Here is a 16,680-nt window from a genome sequence, read left to right as displayed (position 1 = left end):
TAGGCCCAGTCCCAGTGAGCCCGGTCCAATGAGCCCAGTTCCAGTGAGCCCAGTCCAATGAGCGCCGGCAGCGAAGCCGCCTCCGCGGCGATCACGGTGGTGCTGCCCGACGGGCAATCCCGCGAGCTTCCGGCTGGCGCCACGGGCGCTGATCTGGCCGCGTCGCTGGGGCGGCGGGCAGCGAAGGATGCGCTGATCGCGGTCGCCGACGGCACCGAGCTTGATCTGAACCGGCCATTGCCTGATGGCGCTTCGGTGTCGCTGGTGTTCCCCTCCTCAGACGATGGACTTGAGGTGCTGCGCCATTCCACTGCGCATGTGCTGGCCCAGGCGGTACTGCGGCTCTACCCGGGCGCCACGTTCTCGATCGGACCGCCGATCACTGACGGCTTCTATTACGACTTCGACCTGGGTGTCGACGAGGCCGGCCGGCCGCGGACATTCTCCGATGACGACCTCGAGGCGATCGAGGCCGAGATGCGCACCATCGTGACGGCGCGCCAGCCGTTCATCCGCGCCGAGGTGGACCGTGCTGCGGCCGATGAGCTGTTCGCTCAGCATCCCTACAAGATCGAGATCCTCGACGGCGAAGCCGACGACCCGACTTCGGGTCCCACCGGCGGGGTGATCACCACCTACCGCAACACCGACGAGTTCGTGGACTTGTGCCGCGGTCCTCACGTGCCCGACACCGGACGCCTTGGCCACTTCAAGCTGATGCGGGTCGCGGGCGCGTACTGGCGGGGCGACGAGAAGCGCCAGATGCTGCAGCGCATCTATGGCACTGCGTGGGGCTCTGCGGCCGAGCTGGCTGCCCACCTCGAACGGCTGGCCGAAGCCGCCAAGCGAGACCATCGCCGGCTCGTGACCGAACTGGATCTGCTGAGCTTCCCCCCGGAGCTGGGCGGCGGGCTGGCCGTGTGGCATCCCAAGGGCGCGGTGATCCGCAAGATCATGGAGGATTACAGCCGGGATCGGCACGAAGCGGGCGGCTACGAGTTCGTGTACACACCGCACCTGGCCCACGCCCGGCTCTTCGAGACCTCCGGGCACCTGGACTTCTACGCCGAGGGCATGTACCCGCCGATGGAGATGGACAACGGCGTCTACTACCCCAAACCGATGAACTGCCCGATGCACTGCTTGATCTTCGGGCAACGCCAGCGTTCCTACCGTGAGCTGCCGCTGCGGCTGTTCGAACTGGGCACCGTGTACCGCTACGAGCGGTCGGGGACGCTGCACGGGCTGATGCGGATCCGTGGGTTCACCCAGGACGACAGCCACCTGTACATGGCGCCCGAGCATCTGGGCGACGAGATCGAACGGCTGCTGGATTTCGTGCTGTCGGTTTTGGGCGCGTTCGGCTTCGAGGATTTCACCTTCAAGCTGTCGACGCAGGATCCCGACAAGTTCGTGGGTAGCGCCGACGGCTGGGACCGGGCGACGGCGGCGCTGCGGGAGGCCTTGGACCGGCGCGGCCACGACTACGTCGAAGCCGAGGGCGAGGCGGCCTTCTACGGGCCGAAGATCGACATCGACGTGCTGGACGCCATCGGGCGGTCATGGCAGCTGTCGACGATTCAGCTCGACTTCAACCTGCCGGAACGGTTCGACCTGCGATACACCGGCGCTGACGGCGAATTGCACCGGCCGATCATGATCCACCGGGCGCTCTTTGGCGCGATCGAGCGGTTCTTCGGTGTGATGGTGGAGCACTACGGGGGTGCGTTCCCGCCGTGGCTGTCACCGGTGCAGGCGGTGGTGCTGGGCGTGCGAGCGGATCACGATGCATTTGCCTCGGAGGTGGTGGCGCAGCTGGCCGAGAAACGTTTTCGGGCCGAGATGGTGCCGGCGGATGACCCACTGGGGGCGCGGATCCGTCGGGCCAAGCTCGAGAAGGTGCCCTACGTGCTGGTCGTGGGCGACGACGATGTGGCGGCGGGCACGGTGGGTGTGAATTCGCGTGGCCATCCGGTGCGGCGCGACGTTCCGCTGGGCGAGTTCATTGCGCAGCTGGCCGACGAGGTGGAACGCAAGGCCACCGATGTCGGCGGCCCAAGCAACACAGCTGCCGATGTCGGCGGCTCAAGCGGCACAGGCGCTGACGTCAGTGCTGCGATCGCCGCGGCGAGCGACTGAGGCTCGGGCGGGCGTGCAGGCGCTGGTCTTCGAGCGCAAGGAGCTGCGGTTCGCGGCGGCCATGGCGGCGGGCAAGCTGAAGCCTGGCTCGGGTGCGGGCGTGGGTCCGCTGCGTCTCACCGAGATGGACCCGCCGGAATTGCCCAGCGGTGACTGGCAGTACGTGCGCACGGCGCTGTCGGGCATCTGCGGGTCGGATCTTGCGACGGTGGATGGGAAGGTGTCGCGCTATTTCGAGGCGCTGGTGTCGTTCCCGTTCGTGCCAGGCCATGAGGTGGTGGGTCACATCGACGACGGCACCCGGGTGGTGCTGGAACCGGTGCTGGGGCCTGAAGCGCACGGCGTTGCGCCGCCGTGGCCAGATGCGGCGCCTGCCGACGGCAACGACTACGGACACCTCATCGGCGGCGAGATCGAAGCCGGGTTGCAGACAGGTTCGTGCGCGTCGACGGGCGGCGGCTGGTCCGAGACGTTTGCCGCACACCGGTCGCAGCTGCACTCGCTGGGTTCGCTCGGGCCTGCGGACCTGTCAGACGAGGCGGCGGTGATGATCGAGCCGACCGCTGCGGGCGTTCATGCTGCGCTGCGGTCGGGAGTGACCCAAGGCGGCACGGCGGCGGTGATCGGCGCTGGCACGATGGGCTTGGTTGCGGTTGCCGCGTTGCGGCAGCTGACCGGCGTGGCGGCCATCGTGGTGGGCGCCCGCTACAGCCATCAGCGCCGGCTGGCCCGTGAGCTGGGGGCCGACCTGGCGGTGTCGCCTGACGAGCTGGGGCGAGCCGTGCGCCGGGCCGCCGGCACGAGGGTGATCGGCGAGACGCTGGGCTCGGGGACGCACGTGACGATCGACGCAGTGGCCTCGTCGTCGTCGCTGACCGATGCCATTGCGATCACCCGGCCGCGGGGTCGGGTGGTGGTGCTGGGCATGCCTGCGAATGTGGATCTGAACCTGTCGGCGCTGTGGCACCGTGAGACCGAGCTGGTGGGGGCCTACTGCTACGGCACCGAGCCGGCGTTGGACGGGGGGCACACCTTCGGGGCCGCTATCAAGCTGGTGCGCGACTGTGACCTGGGCCGGCTGGTCTCGGAGCTGTACCCGCTGGAGGAATACCGCAACGCACTCGAGCACGCCGCGAGCGCTGGGTCCCGCGGCTCGACGAAGATCGCCTTCGACCTGCGCGAGGACTGAAGTCGTTTCGTGCGAGCGGCGCCGGAGTCGTATTCGCTTGCAATACAATTACCGCCGTGGAGCGCCCATTCGACGTGGACCTCCTCGACGACCATGATCCGTTCGAAATCACCGATCAACTGCCGCATTTGTTCAAGCACGGAAGGCTCGGCGTGTCAGACATCGTTGAGGTCTGGCAGAACAGACCGCTCTTCTACCCGGCGCGACCTCCCGCACACTGGATCATGGTTGCGGAGGTCAACGGTGACGTGCTGGCGGTCCCGCTCGCACCATCAAAGTCCGGTGACTCAACTAGGTGTCGGCCGATTGGCTGCTACGAGGCACCCCGGTACCTGACGGCTCAATACATGGAGGACCGATGAACACTGAGAGCATGTCGCCTGCTGAGGAATACGAGTTCTATAGCCGGCCGGAAAACCTGCGACCCCAGGGGCCACCACGACGCCGCGTGACCACCCTGTCCGACCCGATCGCGGTGCGCTTCTCGCCGCAGGTGCTCGAACAGGTGAAAGCAGCGGCGGCTGCAGATGACCGCTCGGTGTCGTCATGGGTGCGTCGGGCAGTCGACAACGCCTTGCAAGAATCATCCGCCTAGACGACACGGTCCCCAGCCAACGCCGGCTCCCGCGGCTCAACCATGATTGCCTTCGACCTGCGCGAGAGCTGATCTCCTCAGTCCGCTCAGGGTCGTCTCGCCTCGGAACGAAGAGCGCTTGACGGATCAGCCTGGTCGGCCTCGATCTGGGCCGCGATTTCAGGATGTCGCAGCAGCGCGGCCTCATGTGCCGACATCACAACGCTGGGAGCGTTCATGCCTGGCAACTTGGTGGGGATGCCCAGATTGCTGCCCGTGCCGACCACTTGACGAGGACAACACCACTTACTTCGGCCGCCTGAGTGACTGATCGCGACGGAGATTCTTCTCCTGGGTGTCCCTGCGTGATGCGCCAAGCGCCCTTGAGCGATTCGGCAGAAGCCGAGCAGCAGGTCGATCTCTCCGAGATGAGCTACAGCGATCTGCAGGACCGGGTGATGAGCCTGGTTGCGGAGCGGGCTCGCCTGGAAGGCCAGTACCTGGCTGCGTTGGGTGAGATGGCGTCCCGGTGCGGTCCCCAAGGGGCTGCGCATGGTCTGCGCGAGTACACCCGGATGACTTCCACTCAGGCACGTCACGATGCACGGCTGGCCGACTTGGCGGTCGATGCACAGGTACTGCCCGCCGTATTCAGCACAGACTGGTCGCGGCTTGCGATGGGTCGCACCCGCAACGCCAGCGACGCCCAGCGGCTCGTGCTCGCCGCCCGCGACCGCGGCTGCATCGGCTGCGACCTCACCAGCGAGCACACACAGTCCCACCACATCCAGTACTTCGAACACGGCGGCCACACCGACATCCCCAACCTCGCATCGCTATGCGAACCTTGCCACCGGGGCCTACACCAACACGATCACGGCATATACACACCGACTGACGGCCGGCCCCGCATCCGGCCGCCTACCGAACGCAGCGGCCGAAGCACCGGCTCGGCACCGGTCACGGCCCGCAGCCCATAGCAATGCCCCGGTCGCGAACCCAGCACAGCATCAACCGTCGCCCGCAGCCCGTAGCCGGGCCATGGGGAAAATGCGAGCCGAAGTTGGTTGATTGCGTGAGCATGTCGGATCAGAGGATGAGGAGAACTCGTCCTTCGAATCTCTCACGTATCTGCTGGCAAACGGTCAGTTCGGAACCGGCTTGGTGACATACCTGCAGCACTAACCTGCGCCGCTCAGCCTCCGTTTGCAGCCTGGGGTACTACCAGCCCCGCACTGCAGCGGAGGCTGATCGCGTCATAACCCCCACCATCAAACGGGGCCTTGGCCCCAGCATCTTGAGGAGCGTGCGCCTTGTGCGATTGACAGCCCTCTTCCGTCGTTTTCTGCTGTCGGCGACCGCCTTGGCCGTCCTGCTCACCCTGGCAGCGCCACCTCCGCACAGCCTGGCTCTGAGCACCGGATCAGAAGACAGCAGCACTCCGCAATGGGTGGCTGCCGGGGGCGGCGCGGTGTGGGAAGCCGAATTGACGGTGGGAGGCGATGGAGATCCCTTGGGGTACAGCGAGTCTGTGGGCGGCTCCCTCACCGATACCGATTTCTCGTGGATGGAGACGGACTACTCGGTGACGAGCATTCTCCTCACCCAGCCCGACTCGGATTCGAGCACAGCAACAGTGAGCATCCGCATTGAGCCTGGGCTTGCGGACGAATTCAGCTCGTTGCGGCTGCAGGTCGGCGATGTGGGGCTGAACCTCGCGGACGGCAAGATCGACAGCGGTCATTTCACATGGGTCGGCGTCGATGCCGATTGGACGGCCGGCGAGGTCGTTTCCCTCAGCCTCGAAGAGTTCGCTGACAATCTCGCTCCTCGCGCCCTGGATGGCCGGGGGAACAACTTGGCCAATCTCACATGGGGAATGGCGGGCACGACTCTGCTCAAGAAGGCACCCAACTCGTACGCCGACGGTGTGTCAACGCCGACGACATCGCGACCGAACGCTCGCACCATCAGCAACCTCGTGTTCGCCCAAGACACCTCAGTGCCGAACTCGTCACAGGCCAGCGACATCGTGTGGCAGTGGGGCCAGTTCCTGGACCACGACATCACGCTGAGCCTCGACAACGCAGATGAGCCTCTCCTGATCGTTGTCCCTGCCGACGACCCGGTGTTCGATCCCCTTGGGACCGGCGAGGCCACCATCGGTCTCAGCCGTTCGGTCTCCGATCCCGAGACTGGAACCGACGCAGAGAATCCTCGAAGGCAGGTCAACGCGATCACCGCGTTCATTGACGGCTCGCAGGTGTACGGCTCCGACAGAGTTCGAGCTTCCGCTCTGCGCACCAATGGCGGGACGGGGAAGCTCAAGACGTCAAGCGACGGCCGATTCTTGCCGTACAACGAGCTGGGCCTCGACAATGAAGGCGGCGCGCATCGCACGACGCTCTTTGTTGCAGGCGATGTGCGAGTCAACGAGCAGATCGGTCTCACGGCGATGCACACGCTGTTCAATCGGGAGCACAACCGCCTCGCGGGCATCATCGCCACCCAGAATCCTGACTTGAGCGGCGATGAGATCTACGAGCTGGCCCGCAAGATCGTCGGCGCTCAGATCCAGAACATCACCTTCAGCGAGTTCTTGCCGTTGCTGTTGGGGCCCGACGCCTTCGACGCCTACTCGGGCTACGACCCAGACGTCGATCCGACCATCGCCAGCGAGTTCTCGGCGGCGGCGTACCGGGTCGGCCACACCTTGCTGTCGCCCAAACTCAATCTCCTCGATGCGGACGGGACCTCAGAGAAGATCAGTCTGGCAAGTTCGTTCTTCAGCCCTTCGTTCTACAACGGTCATGGAATCTCCGAAGTCCTGCGCGGCTTCGCTGCTCAACAGGCCCAAGATGTTGACGCGCTGGTCATCAACGAAGTCCGGAACTTCCTCCAGCGCGAGCCACACGGCATCGCCTTCGACCTGGTAGCGCTGAATCTTCAGCGGGGCCGCGATCACGGCGTCGGCGACTACAACACGGTGCGCAGCGCCTACGGCCTGTCCGAGGTGGAGAGCTTCGCCGACATCTCGTCGGACCCAGATGTCCAGCAGGCGCTCGAGGACGCCTACGGAGATGTCGACGACTTGGACCTCTGGCCCGCTGCACTGGCAGAAGGCCATGTGTCGGAAGCGGCGGTCGGCGAGACGCTCCGTGCCGTCATCTCCGACCAGTTCCGCCGCCTCCGCGATGGCGACCGCTTCTGGTTCGAGAATGACGCCTACTTCGTAGCGAACTCCGATCTCTTGGCGGAAGTTCGCGGCACCACGCTGGCGGACATCATCCGCAGGAACACCCCCATTGGAGACGAGCTCAATGACAACGTCTTTGTCGTTGCGAGCACCAGCGAGGCCGAGCCCGAAACCAGCACCGAAACCGAAGTAGGCACTGAAACCGAGGCCAGCACACCGCCCGCAAGCAACACCGCTGCGCGGCCAGCTCCTGCGGCCGTCATACATGTTCCGCCGCTCTGCTTCTACTAGCAGACGGCCGACCGAGGCCCCGTGAGTTCGCCGCGCCGTTGACGCTCGTTTGCTCGTAGCTGCGAGGCTGTCCCGGTGACGGCGCTGAGGCAGACGACGGCCAGCCGGTTGACCTCGGAGTTCGTGGGGACTGGGTTCCTGCTGCTGAGCGTGGTCGGCTCGGGGATCATGGCCGAACGGCTGAGCCCGAACGATGTCGGGCTGCAGCTGCTGGAGAACTCGATCGCCACGGCGGGTGCGTTGGCGTGCCTGATCCTGCTGTTCGGGTCGACGTCGGGGGCGCACTTCAACCCCGCGGTGACGCTGTGGGCGCGGCTCGCAGGCGACCTGGATAACCGGATGGCCGGGTTGTACGTGGTGGTGCAGACCGCAGGCGGGATCCTGGGCGTCATAGCGGCCAACGTGATCTTCGAACTCGACGCCGTGATCTGGTCGACGAACGACCGGATCAGCCCCGCGGCATTCCTGTCCGAGATCATCGCCACGTTCGGGCTGGTGATCGTGATCATCGGCGTGGTGCGTTCGGGCAAGGAACAGTTCGTTGCCTTCGCAGTGGCCGCCTACATCGGCGGCGCCTACTTCTTCACCTCATCGACGAGCTTCGCCAACCCGGCCGTGACCGTGGGCCGCATGTTCTCCGACACATTCGCCGGCATCGCCCCCGCCAGCGCACCGCTGTTCATCGTGGCGCAGTTCATCGGGGCGCTGTGCGCCATCGGCGTAGCGCGGGTGACACACCCCGTCCGCTAAGCGGACGGCGCGCGTCATGATCTCACGAACGTGTGCGAACGCGGCACCCGTTGGTCAGCTACTGCCGAACACCCGTCCAAATGCACTACACGCAGCCTCAAGAGACGAAGGCGCAGGGCAGCGTAGATCGCCTGTTTTGCACATGCTCGCCAAGGCCTCGACTAGAGGCTGGCACTCACTCTCTCGTCCATCGAGTCGCGGATAGTCGCTGACCGACTCGTCGACATCCTGGTTTGCGAGGTAGGCCAGCCAGGTCTCGATGTTCCATGTCGGAACGCAGACCAGCACTCGCTCCGCGTCAGTCGGAGGTTCGATTCCTTCGTCTCGACACGCCTCGTCGATTTGCCGACGACGCTGGTGGGTTCCTGCAGCATCGCCGTCAATCAAAGCCACAAGAAAGACCTGTTCGTCGCCCTTTTCCCGGAGTGCCTTGAGCTGTCTCGGAAACTCCGTCCGAACGAAACTGTCGGCGGCACCACGCCCAGCCGGGGCAGTGATCGGCTTCCATTCGCGCAGGTTCCAATCCCGTGCCTTGAAGAACCGATGCGCGAACACTCGTTGCTGCTTGTCTTCGCAGAGCAGCGTCAAGCGGACGCTACGACTCATTGAGCCAGCCGCGGGCTACCTGCTCGGACAGCTTCAGGCTTTGCCCCACGTTGCACTCCGAAATCGGCACCGGAATCGTCGCTGAAGCTGCGACTCGGCGCAGCATGACGCCGTCGGCTGGGCCGAGATAGTCGATCAGTTCAGGATGGTGCGAACACAAGACGGCCTGCGACTGTGTGTCTCCGCAAAGCAGTGACAACTCGTCGAGCCACGGCTGAATCTCGGCGAGCCCTACGTAGTTGTCGGGCTCATCGAGCAGCAGGACTGACTCAGTACCCGCTGGTCGGAAGTGCAGCAGTGCGTACAGGATCACAACTGCCTTCTGACCTTCCGACAGCTGGTTGAACCGCAACCAGTACTTGAATCCATCACCAGTGCCGTGACGGACTTCGAACATCAGCGCTCGTGAATCGAGGCCCGACTGCTGCAAGCTCAGGTCTACGAAACCGTCAAGTATCGGTTTCAGGGCCTTCAGATGTTCGCCCGCTGCACTTGGGTTGAACTGAAGCGCTTGGCGGTACCAATTGACGAAGTTGGAGGCGTGTCGATCTAGCACGGAATCTTCTTGATGCGACTCTGCACCTACGAGCGGTGGGCAGACAGAGGTCACGATGACAGACCGCATGTGTGAGACAAAAGCCGACAGCCGCTGGTTGCTTGAGTTCGGCAAGACCCTCGCAAGCGCGGATTCGTTCCAATCGGAGGTATAGGGGGGGCCCTTCGATCCATCATCTCGGTAGAGCTGAACGTTGCCGTCGTCGAACGAGAACAGCGTCGTGTCGCCTGCGCTGAGCCGTTCCAAGCGGATGCGAGCACTTCGCTTGTCGAAGCGGTTGTGCTCGATCTCGAGGCGGTAGCGGAAGTTGTCATCACCTACAACAGCGTCAATCTCGACGACTTGGACTCGATCGTGCTGCCACATCGTCAGTGCGCCCGAGGGGAAGCAGGACGCTTCGGTGACCTTGGCCTCGCCCAGGAGCAGCTGCCGCACGGCGTAGACGACATCGAGTAAGGCGGTCTTGCCAGACCCGTTTGGGCCAAGCAACAGATTGACTTCGCCGAGTCGCAGCTCGAAGTTGACCAAGCACTTGTAGTTGTGCACGTAAACGCGCTTCAGCACGGAGTCAGAGTATCGCCCGGTGTCTTGGTGGAGGCTGCTGCGGTGCTGGGTCGTGGTTCTCGCCGTTGGCGCGGCTCACACCGCACACCCAGCGCGCTGTGCGCCATCGGCGTGGCACGGGTGACGCACCCGGCGCGCTGAGCCGGCCGCTACTGCAGCGTCTCGGCGAACTCGCGTGCGAGGTAGGTGAGGATGATATCGGCGCCGGCTCGCTTGATGGCGGTGAGGTGCTCGACTGCCATGGCGTCGCCGTCGATCCAACCGTTGGCCGCAGCGGCCTTGAGCATCGCGTACTCGCCCGACACGTGGTAGGCCGCCAGCGGCAGGTCGAAACGGGCTCGGGCGGCGGCGATCACATCGAGGTATGCCAGCGCCGGTTTCACCATGACGATGTCGGCGCCCTCGGCAATGTCCAGCTCGATCTCAGCCATGGCCTCGCGGGCGTTGGAGGGGTCTTGCTGGTAGCCCTTGCGGTTCCCGCCGCCGCTGATGGTCACATCGACCGCCTCGCGGAACGGCCCGTACTCGGCCGAGGCGTACTTCGCCGAGTAGGCCATGATCGGCAGGTTCTCGTGGCCGTTGCGGTCAAGCGCTTGGCGGATCGCCCCGACCTGCCCGTCCATCATCCCCGAGGGCCCCACCATGTCAGCGCCCGCTTCGGCCTGGGCCAGCGCCACCCGCTGGTACAGCTCGAGCGTGGCGTCGTTGTCGACCTCGCCGTCGTCGGTCAGCACGCCGCAATGTCCGTGGTCGGTGTACTCATCGAGGCACAGGTCGGCGATGATGGCCAGTTCCGAGCCGTGGTCGTCTCGCAGGTTAGACAGGGCCACCTGCACGACACCGTCGGGGTTCCAGGCTTGCGAACCCACAGCGTCCTTGCGGGCGGGCAGCCCGAAAAGGATCACGCCGTTGATGCCGAGCCCGGCCAGCTCGTTGACTTCCTTGCGCAGCGACTCCTGGGTGTGCTGCACCACGCCGGGCAGCGAGACGATGGGCTGCGGCTCGGTGGCGTCCTCACGAACGAATAGCGGAGCGATGAGATCGGTGGGGTTGACGGTGGTCTCGGCGACGAGCCGGCGCAGTGCGGGGGTGCGGCGCAGGCGGCGCAGGCGGCGAGCCGGGAAGGTCACGCGGTCATGCTATTGGCCGATGATCAGCGTAGGTTCGGGACCGTGGAGATCGGATCCGAGAGCTGGTGTGCGGCGATGTCGGGGGTGCTCGCGGAGGTGGAGCTGCCCGATGTTCAGGCCACGGTGGAGCAGCGGATCGGCGACGGCAACGGTGGTCCGGCCGTTGCCTACCGACTGGTGATCGAAGGCGGTCGGGCGCATCTGGAGCCAGCGCCCGATGGTCTTGACGACGGCGACGACGACGGCGACGGCGACGCAGGTGATGATGCCGGCGTTGTGGTGATGAGCCAGTCACGGGCCACCGCTGAGGCCGTGCGACGGGGTGAGCTTGGTGCGCTGTCTGCGTTGCAGGCGGGGCTGATCAAGGTGAGCGGCGATGTGCGGGTGCTGATCGCAGCCGCTGAGGCGTTGGCAGTGGTGGACGCTGCATTGGGGCAAGCGTTGGGTGGCGGCGACGGGAATGGCGCTACGGACGGACGCACCGAGGGCGACGGCGGCACCGGGGGCACCGGCGGCCCAACCGGACACACCGGGGGCACCGGCGGCCCAACCGGACACACCGGGGGCACCGGCGGCCCGCCCGATGACACCGGCGGCGACGGGGGCTGAGACGCCGTGCCGGAGATCCCTGAGATCCGAGCGCACGCAGAACGACTGGAAGCGCTGGCCGCTGGCGAGGTGCTCAAACGCGTCGAGCCGTTGTCGTTCACGGCGTTCAAGACGGCCAGCCCGCAGCCCAGCGCCGCGCTCGGATGGCCGCTGTGCACCGTCGGCCAGCGAGCCAAGTACTTGGTGCTGCGATTCGCTCCGCCGGTGCAGGATCCGGGCAGCGGTGGTGCCGATGGTGGCGATGGCCTGACGTTCGTGGTGCATCTCATGCAGGGCGGCCGTCTGCGGGTGCTCGAACCGGGTGCGAAGCGGCCGCGCCGCCCCCGCGACGGCTTGGCACGGTTCGAGTTCGACAGCGGCCTGGGGCTGATGCTCACCGAGCCAGGCACGCAGAAGCGGGCCGGCGTGTGGGTGCTCGAGGGGGATGTGGCCGACGCCGAGCCGATCGCCGGGCTGGGGCCCGAGGCCACCGAGGTGGACGCAGCCGAGATGGCCGAGCTCATGGCGGCCCATTCGGGGCGCCTGCACAACTTCCTGCGGGATCAGCGGGTGATCTCGGGGCTGGGGCGACGGCTTGCCAACGAGATCTGCCACCGGGCGAAGCTGTCGCCGTTCGCTTCGGTCGGACGGCTCGACGCCGACTCCGTGGGGCGGGTGGTGGCCGCTATCGAAGCGGTTGTCGACGAGTCGCTGGCCTTCGAACGAGAGCGCCCGAAGATGAGCCGTTCGGCCGAGCGGCCCTCGGCAGTGCACGGCCGCACGGGGGAACCCTGCGTGGCCTGCGATGAGCTGGTGCGGGCCGTCGACTACCGCGATTACTCGGTCAACTACTGCGCCGGCTGCCAGACCGGCGGGCGGGTGCTGGCCGACAACACGACCAGCAAGTTCTTGCGCTAGCGGCCAGCCACTCGGTCCCCGGTGCTTGTCACAGGCGCCGGTTACGCTCCTGCGCCATGAGCGAAACAGACGAATCAAAGCTCGGCCTTGCGGCCGACGGAGTGAAACTTGGACTGTCGGCCGACGAGGTGCTGCAGAGCACCCGGGCGGTGCGCAAGCGGCTCGACTTCGACCGCCCCGTGCCCGAATCGGTGCTGCGGGAATGCATCGAGGTCGCCGTGCAGGCGCCGACGGGCTCGAACATGCAGGGCTGGCACTTCGTGTTCGTCACCGAGCGCGACAAGATCGAGGCCATCTCAGCGCTGTACAAGAAGGGCTTCGACTCCTACCGCAACAGCCCCATGTATGCGGGCCGGGTGGCGTCGGGTCTGGGTGCCCAGCGCGCCGCACAGCAGGCTCGGGTGACCTCGTCGGCTGAGTACCTGTCGGAGAACATGGGTCGCAGCCCGGTGCTGTTCATCCCGTGCATCGCCGGCCGCACCGACGATCCGCGAATGATGGTGGGCCAAGCGGGCTCGATCATTCCGGCGGCCTGGAGCTTCATGCTGGCCGCACGCGAGCGGGGTCTCGGCACCTGCTGGACCACGTTGCACCTCGGCTATGAACGCGAGGCGGCAGAGATCCTGGGCATTCCCTACGACAAGGTGCGACAGTACGCGCTCAGCCCGGTGGCGTACACCCAGGGCACCGACTTCAAGCTGGCCACCCGCACCGATCTTGACTCGGTGATGAGCTGGAACTCCTGGAGCCGCTGAGATGACGCCGAAGTCGCCGTCAGAGCTGTTCGACCTGTCGGGTCGGGTGGCGGTGGTCACCGGCGGCTCCCGCGGGTTGGGCCGCGAGATGGTGCTGGCGTTCGCCCGGGCCGGCGCCGATGTGGTGATCGCGTCGCGCAAGCTCGACAACTGCGAGGCCCTCGCCGACGAGGTGCGCTCGACCACCGGGCAGCGGGCGCTGGCAGTGGAATGCCATGTCGGCTACTGGGAGCAGAACGATGCCTTGTGCGAGCGCGTCTACGACGAGTTCGGCCACTGCGAGGTGCTGGTGAACAACGCCGGGCTCTCGCCGCTGTATCCGTCGCTGTACGAGGTGTCCGAATCGCTGTTCGACAAGGTGATCGACGTGAACCTGAAGGGGCCCTTCCGGGCCTCGGCGGTGTTCGGCAAGCGCATGTACGAAGCGGGCGGCGGCTCAATCATCAACGTCAGTTCGGTGGCTGCGGTGGCCCCCACACCGATCGAGACGGCCTATGGGGCGGCCAAGGCGGGGATCCATGCGATCACGCAGTCGTTCGCTCGCGAATACGCGCCTCGCGTGCGGGTGAACTGCATCATGCCGGGCCCGTTCCTGACCGACATCTCGAAGGCCTGGGACATGGAGGCATTCAACGAGCGGGCCGAGAGCGAGATCGCGTTGCGGCGTGGCGGCGAGGCCGACGAGGTGGTGGGCGCAGCGCTCTACTTCGCCTCGGAGGCGTCGAGCTACACCACGGGATCGGTGCTCAAGGTCGACGGCGGCAGCGCCTGGGCGACCAGCTGATTGCAGCAGCCCGATGGCATCGTCGGGCCGCCGTCCGTTGCAGTGTCATGGAGACCGAGCGGGCCGCTTGAGTTCGCGGCGGCTACGTTGAGCGCGGCCACAGGCTGAGGAGATCTGCAGTGGGGACGACGAGACGACTGTCGACATTGAACCGGTCGATCGAGGGCCGGGTGGCGCTGATCACCGGCGCCGGCATGGGCCAGGGACGGGCGACAGCGCACCTGTTCGCCGATGAGGGGGCGCACGTTGCGGTGACCGACTTGGGTCAGGCCGAGGTGGACGCCGTGGTGGCCGAGATCAACGACGCCGGCGGTTCGGCCGCGGGCTGGACCATGGATGTGGCCAACCGCGACCGTGTGAACCAGGTCGCGGGCGAGGTGGCCGAGCGATTCGGCGGCATCGACCACGTCATCAACAACGCCGGCATCTCACGGTTCTCGCCGATCGACGCACCTGAGTACGAGGACAACTGGGCGATCTCGCTCGAGGTGCTGCTGACAGCGCACACCTACACCGTGCGGGCGGCGCTGCCATACCTGAGGCAGTCAGATGCGGCGCGCATCGTGAACATTGCGTCCACCGAAGGCTGGGGCGCCACGAAGTTCGGCTCGCCGTACACGGCGGCCAAGCACGGCGTGATCGGGCTGACGAAGTCGCTGGCGGTGGAGCTCGGCCGTGAGGGCATCACGGTGAACTGCATTTGCCCGGGGCCCATCAACACCGCGATGACGTCGGACATCCCCGACGAGCACAAAACGATCTTCGCCAAGCGCCGCACCGCGCTGGGCCGCTACGCCGAACCCGAGGAAGTCGCCCACGGCACGCTCAACTTCTGCCTGCCCGCCAGCCAGTACATGACCGGCGCCATCCTCCCCGTAGACGGTGGCCTCCTCATCAAGAACGCCTAATCAGCGCCTCCCAGTTGGCCGCTGGCGCCAGGGCGCGAGTGGCTACGGGGTCAGGGTGACGGTGAGGGACTGCGGCATCCCGTTGCTGTCGAGGGCGAGGGTGCCTGAGAGGGTGCCGCTCACGACGAGGGGCAGCGACTCGGTGGGCGTGGCGCTGAAGCGGCCGGTCATCGACAGGGAGCCATCGTCATTCATGGTGCCGCGGGCGGCCAGGCGCATCTCGGCGGACAAACCGTCGTCGCCGGGGGCGAACACCAGCAGGGCGCTGAAGCTCCGCTCGGTCACGGCGGGATCTTCGGCGTCGAGCGATGCCGTGCTCGGAGAGACCACAGCGACCGACTCGTTCGTCGTCAAGGTCTCGGTGGTCTCTTCGTCACCGGTTGTGGTGGTCGTGGTGGTCGTCACCGCCATCGACAGCGTGCCGGCCACGTCGTAGCGGTCGGCGCCCGACGGGGTGAATGTCAACTCGGCACCTTCGACGCTGCTCGTCGCCATCACCGACACCACGGGTGAGGGTGCGACGGCGGATGCGCCCGTCGACTCAGCCGCCGTCTGGGTCGCAGCCACCGTGCCGTCACCAGACTCGTCGGCAACCAGGCGGTCGCTGCCAGAACCGGAATCGACGACCACCGCAGCGGCAGCCGGTGCAGCCCGCTCGACTGCCTGCGGAGCTTCCTCCTGCACGACAGCCGCGGCCGCCACCGCCACCACTTCGGCAGCAGCTCCGGCTCCAGCCGGATCCGTCAAGTCAGCAACGCCAGTCACCGGCGCAGCCGCCGGCACCACCACCGGCGCATCAGGCGTCGGCAATTCCATAGCAAGTGGCGCCAGTACTCCCATCACCGAATCGGGCAGCACCCGATCGGCGGCCCTGTGCACCGGCGAATCGACCGTCGGGGCAATCACTGCAGTAGCAAGCCCGAACCCGAGGGCCGCCTTCGCCACGATGGGCACACCTGTGGTGGCGGCGTTGCTCACCGCAGCGGCAGCCCTCGACGCCACTGGTGCCGTCTCGGCAAACATCGGCATCGCCGAATTCAGCGCAGCCCGTCCACCGCCCGGCGACTGACTCGACACCGCAGCCGCAGCCCGCTCGCCCCGGCGCAGCAGGCCCACCAGCGCTACCGGCACGAACGCCGCAACCCGCAGCGCAGCACGCAGGGCACTTCGAGCCCGCGACACCCTCGCCCGGGCGTTGTCCTCGGACACGCCGGCGGCCTTCGCCATCTCGTCGTAGGACAGCTCCTCGACGAAACGCAGGCGCAGGGCCTCTCGGTAGGGCTCGGACAGCCCATCGACCGCGTCTGACAATTCCGAGTGATCGACGTCGAGCCCCAGCTCCACTTCGGCGCTGGGCGACGGTCCCACCGTCGTGTCGGTTTTGGCGACCCGCTCGGTCTTCTCGCTCTCGCGACGGCGCCGGTTGCCCTCGTCAATGCAGACATTTGTCAGGATCCGGTGCAGCCACGGGCCGACCATGTAGTTGCCGTTGAACCGGGGCATCGCCCGCAGGGCGCGCACCAGCGTCTCCTGCACGGCGTCCTCGGCAGACTCGTCGCAATTCAAGCGGCGGCGCGCGTGACCGACCAGCTGTGGCCGGTATTCCCGTACCAGTTCGGCGAACGCATCGTTGTCGCCAGCCTGGTACGCGATGACCAGATCTCGGTCTTCAAGGCGCAGAGCCATAGCAGTCACGCGTAGAAACAGCGGGAACGCCATCGCTCCCGTCACT

At 66.3% G+C, this 16,680-nt stretch carries 16 protein-coding genes; 12 read left to right on the top strand and 4 right to left on the bottom strand.

Annotated features, from left to right (window positions below; translation table 11 throughout):
• Positions 1–57 precede the first annotated feature (57 nt).
• From thrS to ACOOHB_RS16595, 7 genes are all read left to right on the top strand, one after another.
• Entirely contained in the window at positions 58–2,139 is a 2,082-nt protein-coding gene (thrS, locus tag ACOOHB_RS16625) for a threonine--tRNA ligase (protein ID WP_420445919.1), read from the top strand.
• Positions 2,111–3,328, top strand: coding sequence for a zinc-dependent alcohol dehydrogenase (locus ACOOHB_RS16620; RefSeq protein WP_420445918.1), 1,218 nt, complete (start codon positions 2,111–2,113; stop codon positions 3,326–3,328). Before thrS ends, ACOOHB_RS16620 begins: the two co-directional genes overlap by 29 nt.
• A 56-nt stretch (positions 3,329–3,384) precedes the next feature.
• Positions 3,385–3,690, top strand: a complete 306-nt coding sequence (locus ACOOHB_RS16615; protein WP_420445917.1) for a hypothetical protein — start codon at positions 3,385–3,387, stop codon at positions 3,688–3,690.
• Complete coding sequence (locus ACOOHB_RS16610) at positions 3,687–3,923, top strand: CopG family transcriptional regulator (RefSeq protein WP_420445916.1); 237 nt, start codon at positions 3,687–3,689, stop codon at positions 3,921–3,923. Before ACOOHB_RS16615 ends, ACOOHB_RS16610 begins: the two co-directional genes overlap by 4 nt.
• Positions 3,924–4,285: 362 nt before the next feature.
• Positions 4,286–4,882 carry an HNH endonuclease signature motif containing protein gene (locus tag ACOOHB_RS16605; RefSeq protein ID WP_420445915.1) on the top strand — a complete coding sequence of 199 codons (597 nt, stop codon included), beginning with the start codon at positions 4,286–4,288 and terminating at the stop codon, positions 4,880–4,882.
• 335 nt (positions 4,883–5,217) lie between these two features.
• Positions 5,218–7,389: a peroxidase family protein gene (locus ACOOHB_RS16600; protein ID WP_420445914.1), complete on the top strand. Its 2,172-nt coding sequence runs from the start codon at positions 5,218–5,220 to the stop codon at positions 7,387–7,389.
• A 75-nt stretch (positions 7,390–7,464) separates the two neighbouring features.
• Entirely contained in the window at positions 7,465–8,139 is a 675-nt protein-coding gene (locus ACOOHB_RS16595; RefSeq protein ID WP_420445913.1) for an aquaporin, read from the top strand.
• A 54-nt stretch (positions 8,140–8,193) separates the two neighbouring features.
• Here ACOOHB_RS16595 and ACOOHB_RS16590 read toward each other — a convergent pair whose 3' ends face one another.
• The 3 genes from ACOOHB_RS16590 to hemB all read right to left on the bottom strand — a co-directional run bounded on the left by ACOOHB_RS16590 (position 8,194) and on the right by hemB (position 10,995).
• A complete protein-coding gene (locus tag ACOOHB_RS16590; protein ID WP_420445912.1) occupies positions 8,194–8,745 on the bottom strand; it encodes a hypothetical protein in 552 nt (183 codons plus the stop codon).
• Entirely contained in the window at positions 8,735–9,865 is a 1,131-nt protein-coding gene (locus ACOOHB_RS16585; RefSeq protein WP_420445911.1) for an AAA family ATPase, read from the bottom strand. Before ACOOHB_RS16585 ends, ACOOHB_RS16590 begins: the two co-directional genes overlap by 11 nt.
• Before the next feature lie 149 nt (positions 9,866–10,014).
• Positions 10,015–10,995: a porphobilinogen synthase gene (gene hemB, locus ACOOHB_RS16580; RefSeq protein ID WP_420445910.1), complete on the bottom strand. Its 981-nt coding sequence runs from the start codon at positions 10,993–10,995 to the stop codon at positions 10,015–10,017.
• Positions 10,996–11,037: 42 nt separating this feature from the next.
• On the opposite strand from hemB, the gene ACOOHB_RS16575 reads away from it, so the two are divergent.
• The 5 genes from ACOOHB_RS16575 to ACOOHB_RS16555 all read left to right on the top strand — a co-directional run bounded on the left by ACOOHB_RS16575 (position 11,038) and on the right by ACOOHB_RS16555 (position 14,948).
• Positions 11,038–11,604 (top strand): hypothetical protein, encoded by a 567-nt coding sequence (locus ACOOHB_RS16575; protein WP_420445909.1) that lies wholly within the window; start codon positions 11,038–11,040, stop codon positions 11,602–11,604.
• A 6-nt stretch (positions 11,605–11,610) separates the two neighbouring features.
• Complete coding sequence (locus tag ACOOHB_RS16570) at positions 11,611–12,501, top strand: DNA-formamidopyrimidine glycosylase family protein (protein ID WP_420445908.1); 891 nt, start codon at positions 11,611–11,613, stop codon at positions 12,499–12,501.
• 56 nt (positions 12,502–12,557) lie between these two features.
• On the top strand, positions 12,558–13,256 hold the full coding sequence (locus tag ACOOHB_RS16565; protein ID WP_420445907.1) for a nitroreductase family protein: 699 nt from the start codon (positions 12,558–12,560) through the stop codon (positions 13,254–13,256).
• A gap of 1 nt (position 13,257) precedes the next feature.
• A complete protein-coding gene (locus ACOOHB_RS16560; RefSeq protein ID WP_420445906.1) occupies positions 13,258–14,040 on the top strand; it encodes an SDR family NAD(P)-dependent oxidoreductase in 783 nt (260 codons plus the stop codon).
• A gap of 119 nt (positions 14,041–14,159) precedes the next feature.
• Positions 14,160–14,948 carry an SDR family NAD(P)-dependent oxidoreductase gene (locus tag ACOOHB_RS16555; protein WP_420445905.1) on the top strand — a complete coding sequence of 263 codons (789 nt, stop codon included), beginning with the start codon at positions 14,160–14,162 and terminating at the stop codon, positions 14,946–14,948.
• 42 nt (positions 14,949–14,990) lie between these two features.
• Here the strand turns inward: ACOOHB_RS16555 and ACOOHB_RS16550 are convergent, their stop codons facing one another.
• Positions 14,991–16,679 carry an RNA polymerase sigma factor gene (locus ACOOHB_RS16550; protein WP_420445904.1) on the bottom strand — a complete coding sequence of 563 codons (1,689 nt, stop codon included), beginning with the start codon at positions 16,677–16,679 and terminating at the stop codon, positions 14,991–14,993.
• Position 16,680 lies beyond the last annotated feature (1 nt).

Origin of the sequence: Candidatus Poriferisodalis sp. (assembly GCF_965215815.1) — a bacterium.
GTDB lineage: Bacteria > Actinomycetota > Acidimicrobiia > Acidimicrobiales > Poriferisodalaceae > Poriferisodalis.
Note: the sequence above shows the minus strand (reverse complement) of the source record. Positions and strands in the feature narration are given on the sequence as shown.

Bases quoted from the DNA above. Each gene is read 5' to 3' on its own strand.
- ACOOHB_RS16610 (WP_420445916.1), top strand. From the start codon at position 3,687: ATGAACACTGAGAGCATGTCGCCTGCTGAGGAATACGAGTTCTATAGC.
- ACOOHB_RS16560 (WP_420445906.1), top strand. From the start codon at position 13,258: ATGACGCCGAAGTCGCCGTCAGAGCTGTTCGACCTGTCGGGTCGGGTG.
- thrS (WP_420445919.1), top strand. From the start codon at position 58: ATGAGCGCCGGCAGCGAAGCCGCCTCCGCGGCGATCACGGTGGTGCTG.
- ACOOHB_RS16565 (WP_420445907.1), top strand. From the start codon at position 12,558: ATGAGCGAAACAGACGAATCAAAGCTCGGCCTTGCGGCCGACGGAGTG.
- ACOOHB_RS16590 (WP_420445912.1), bottom strand. From the start codon at position 8,745: ATGAGTCGTAGCGTCCGCTTGACGCTGCTCTGCGAAGACAAGCAGCAA.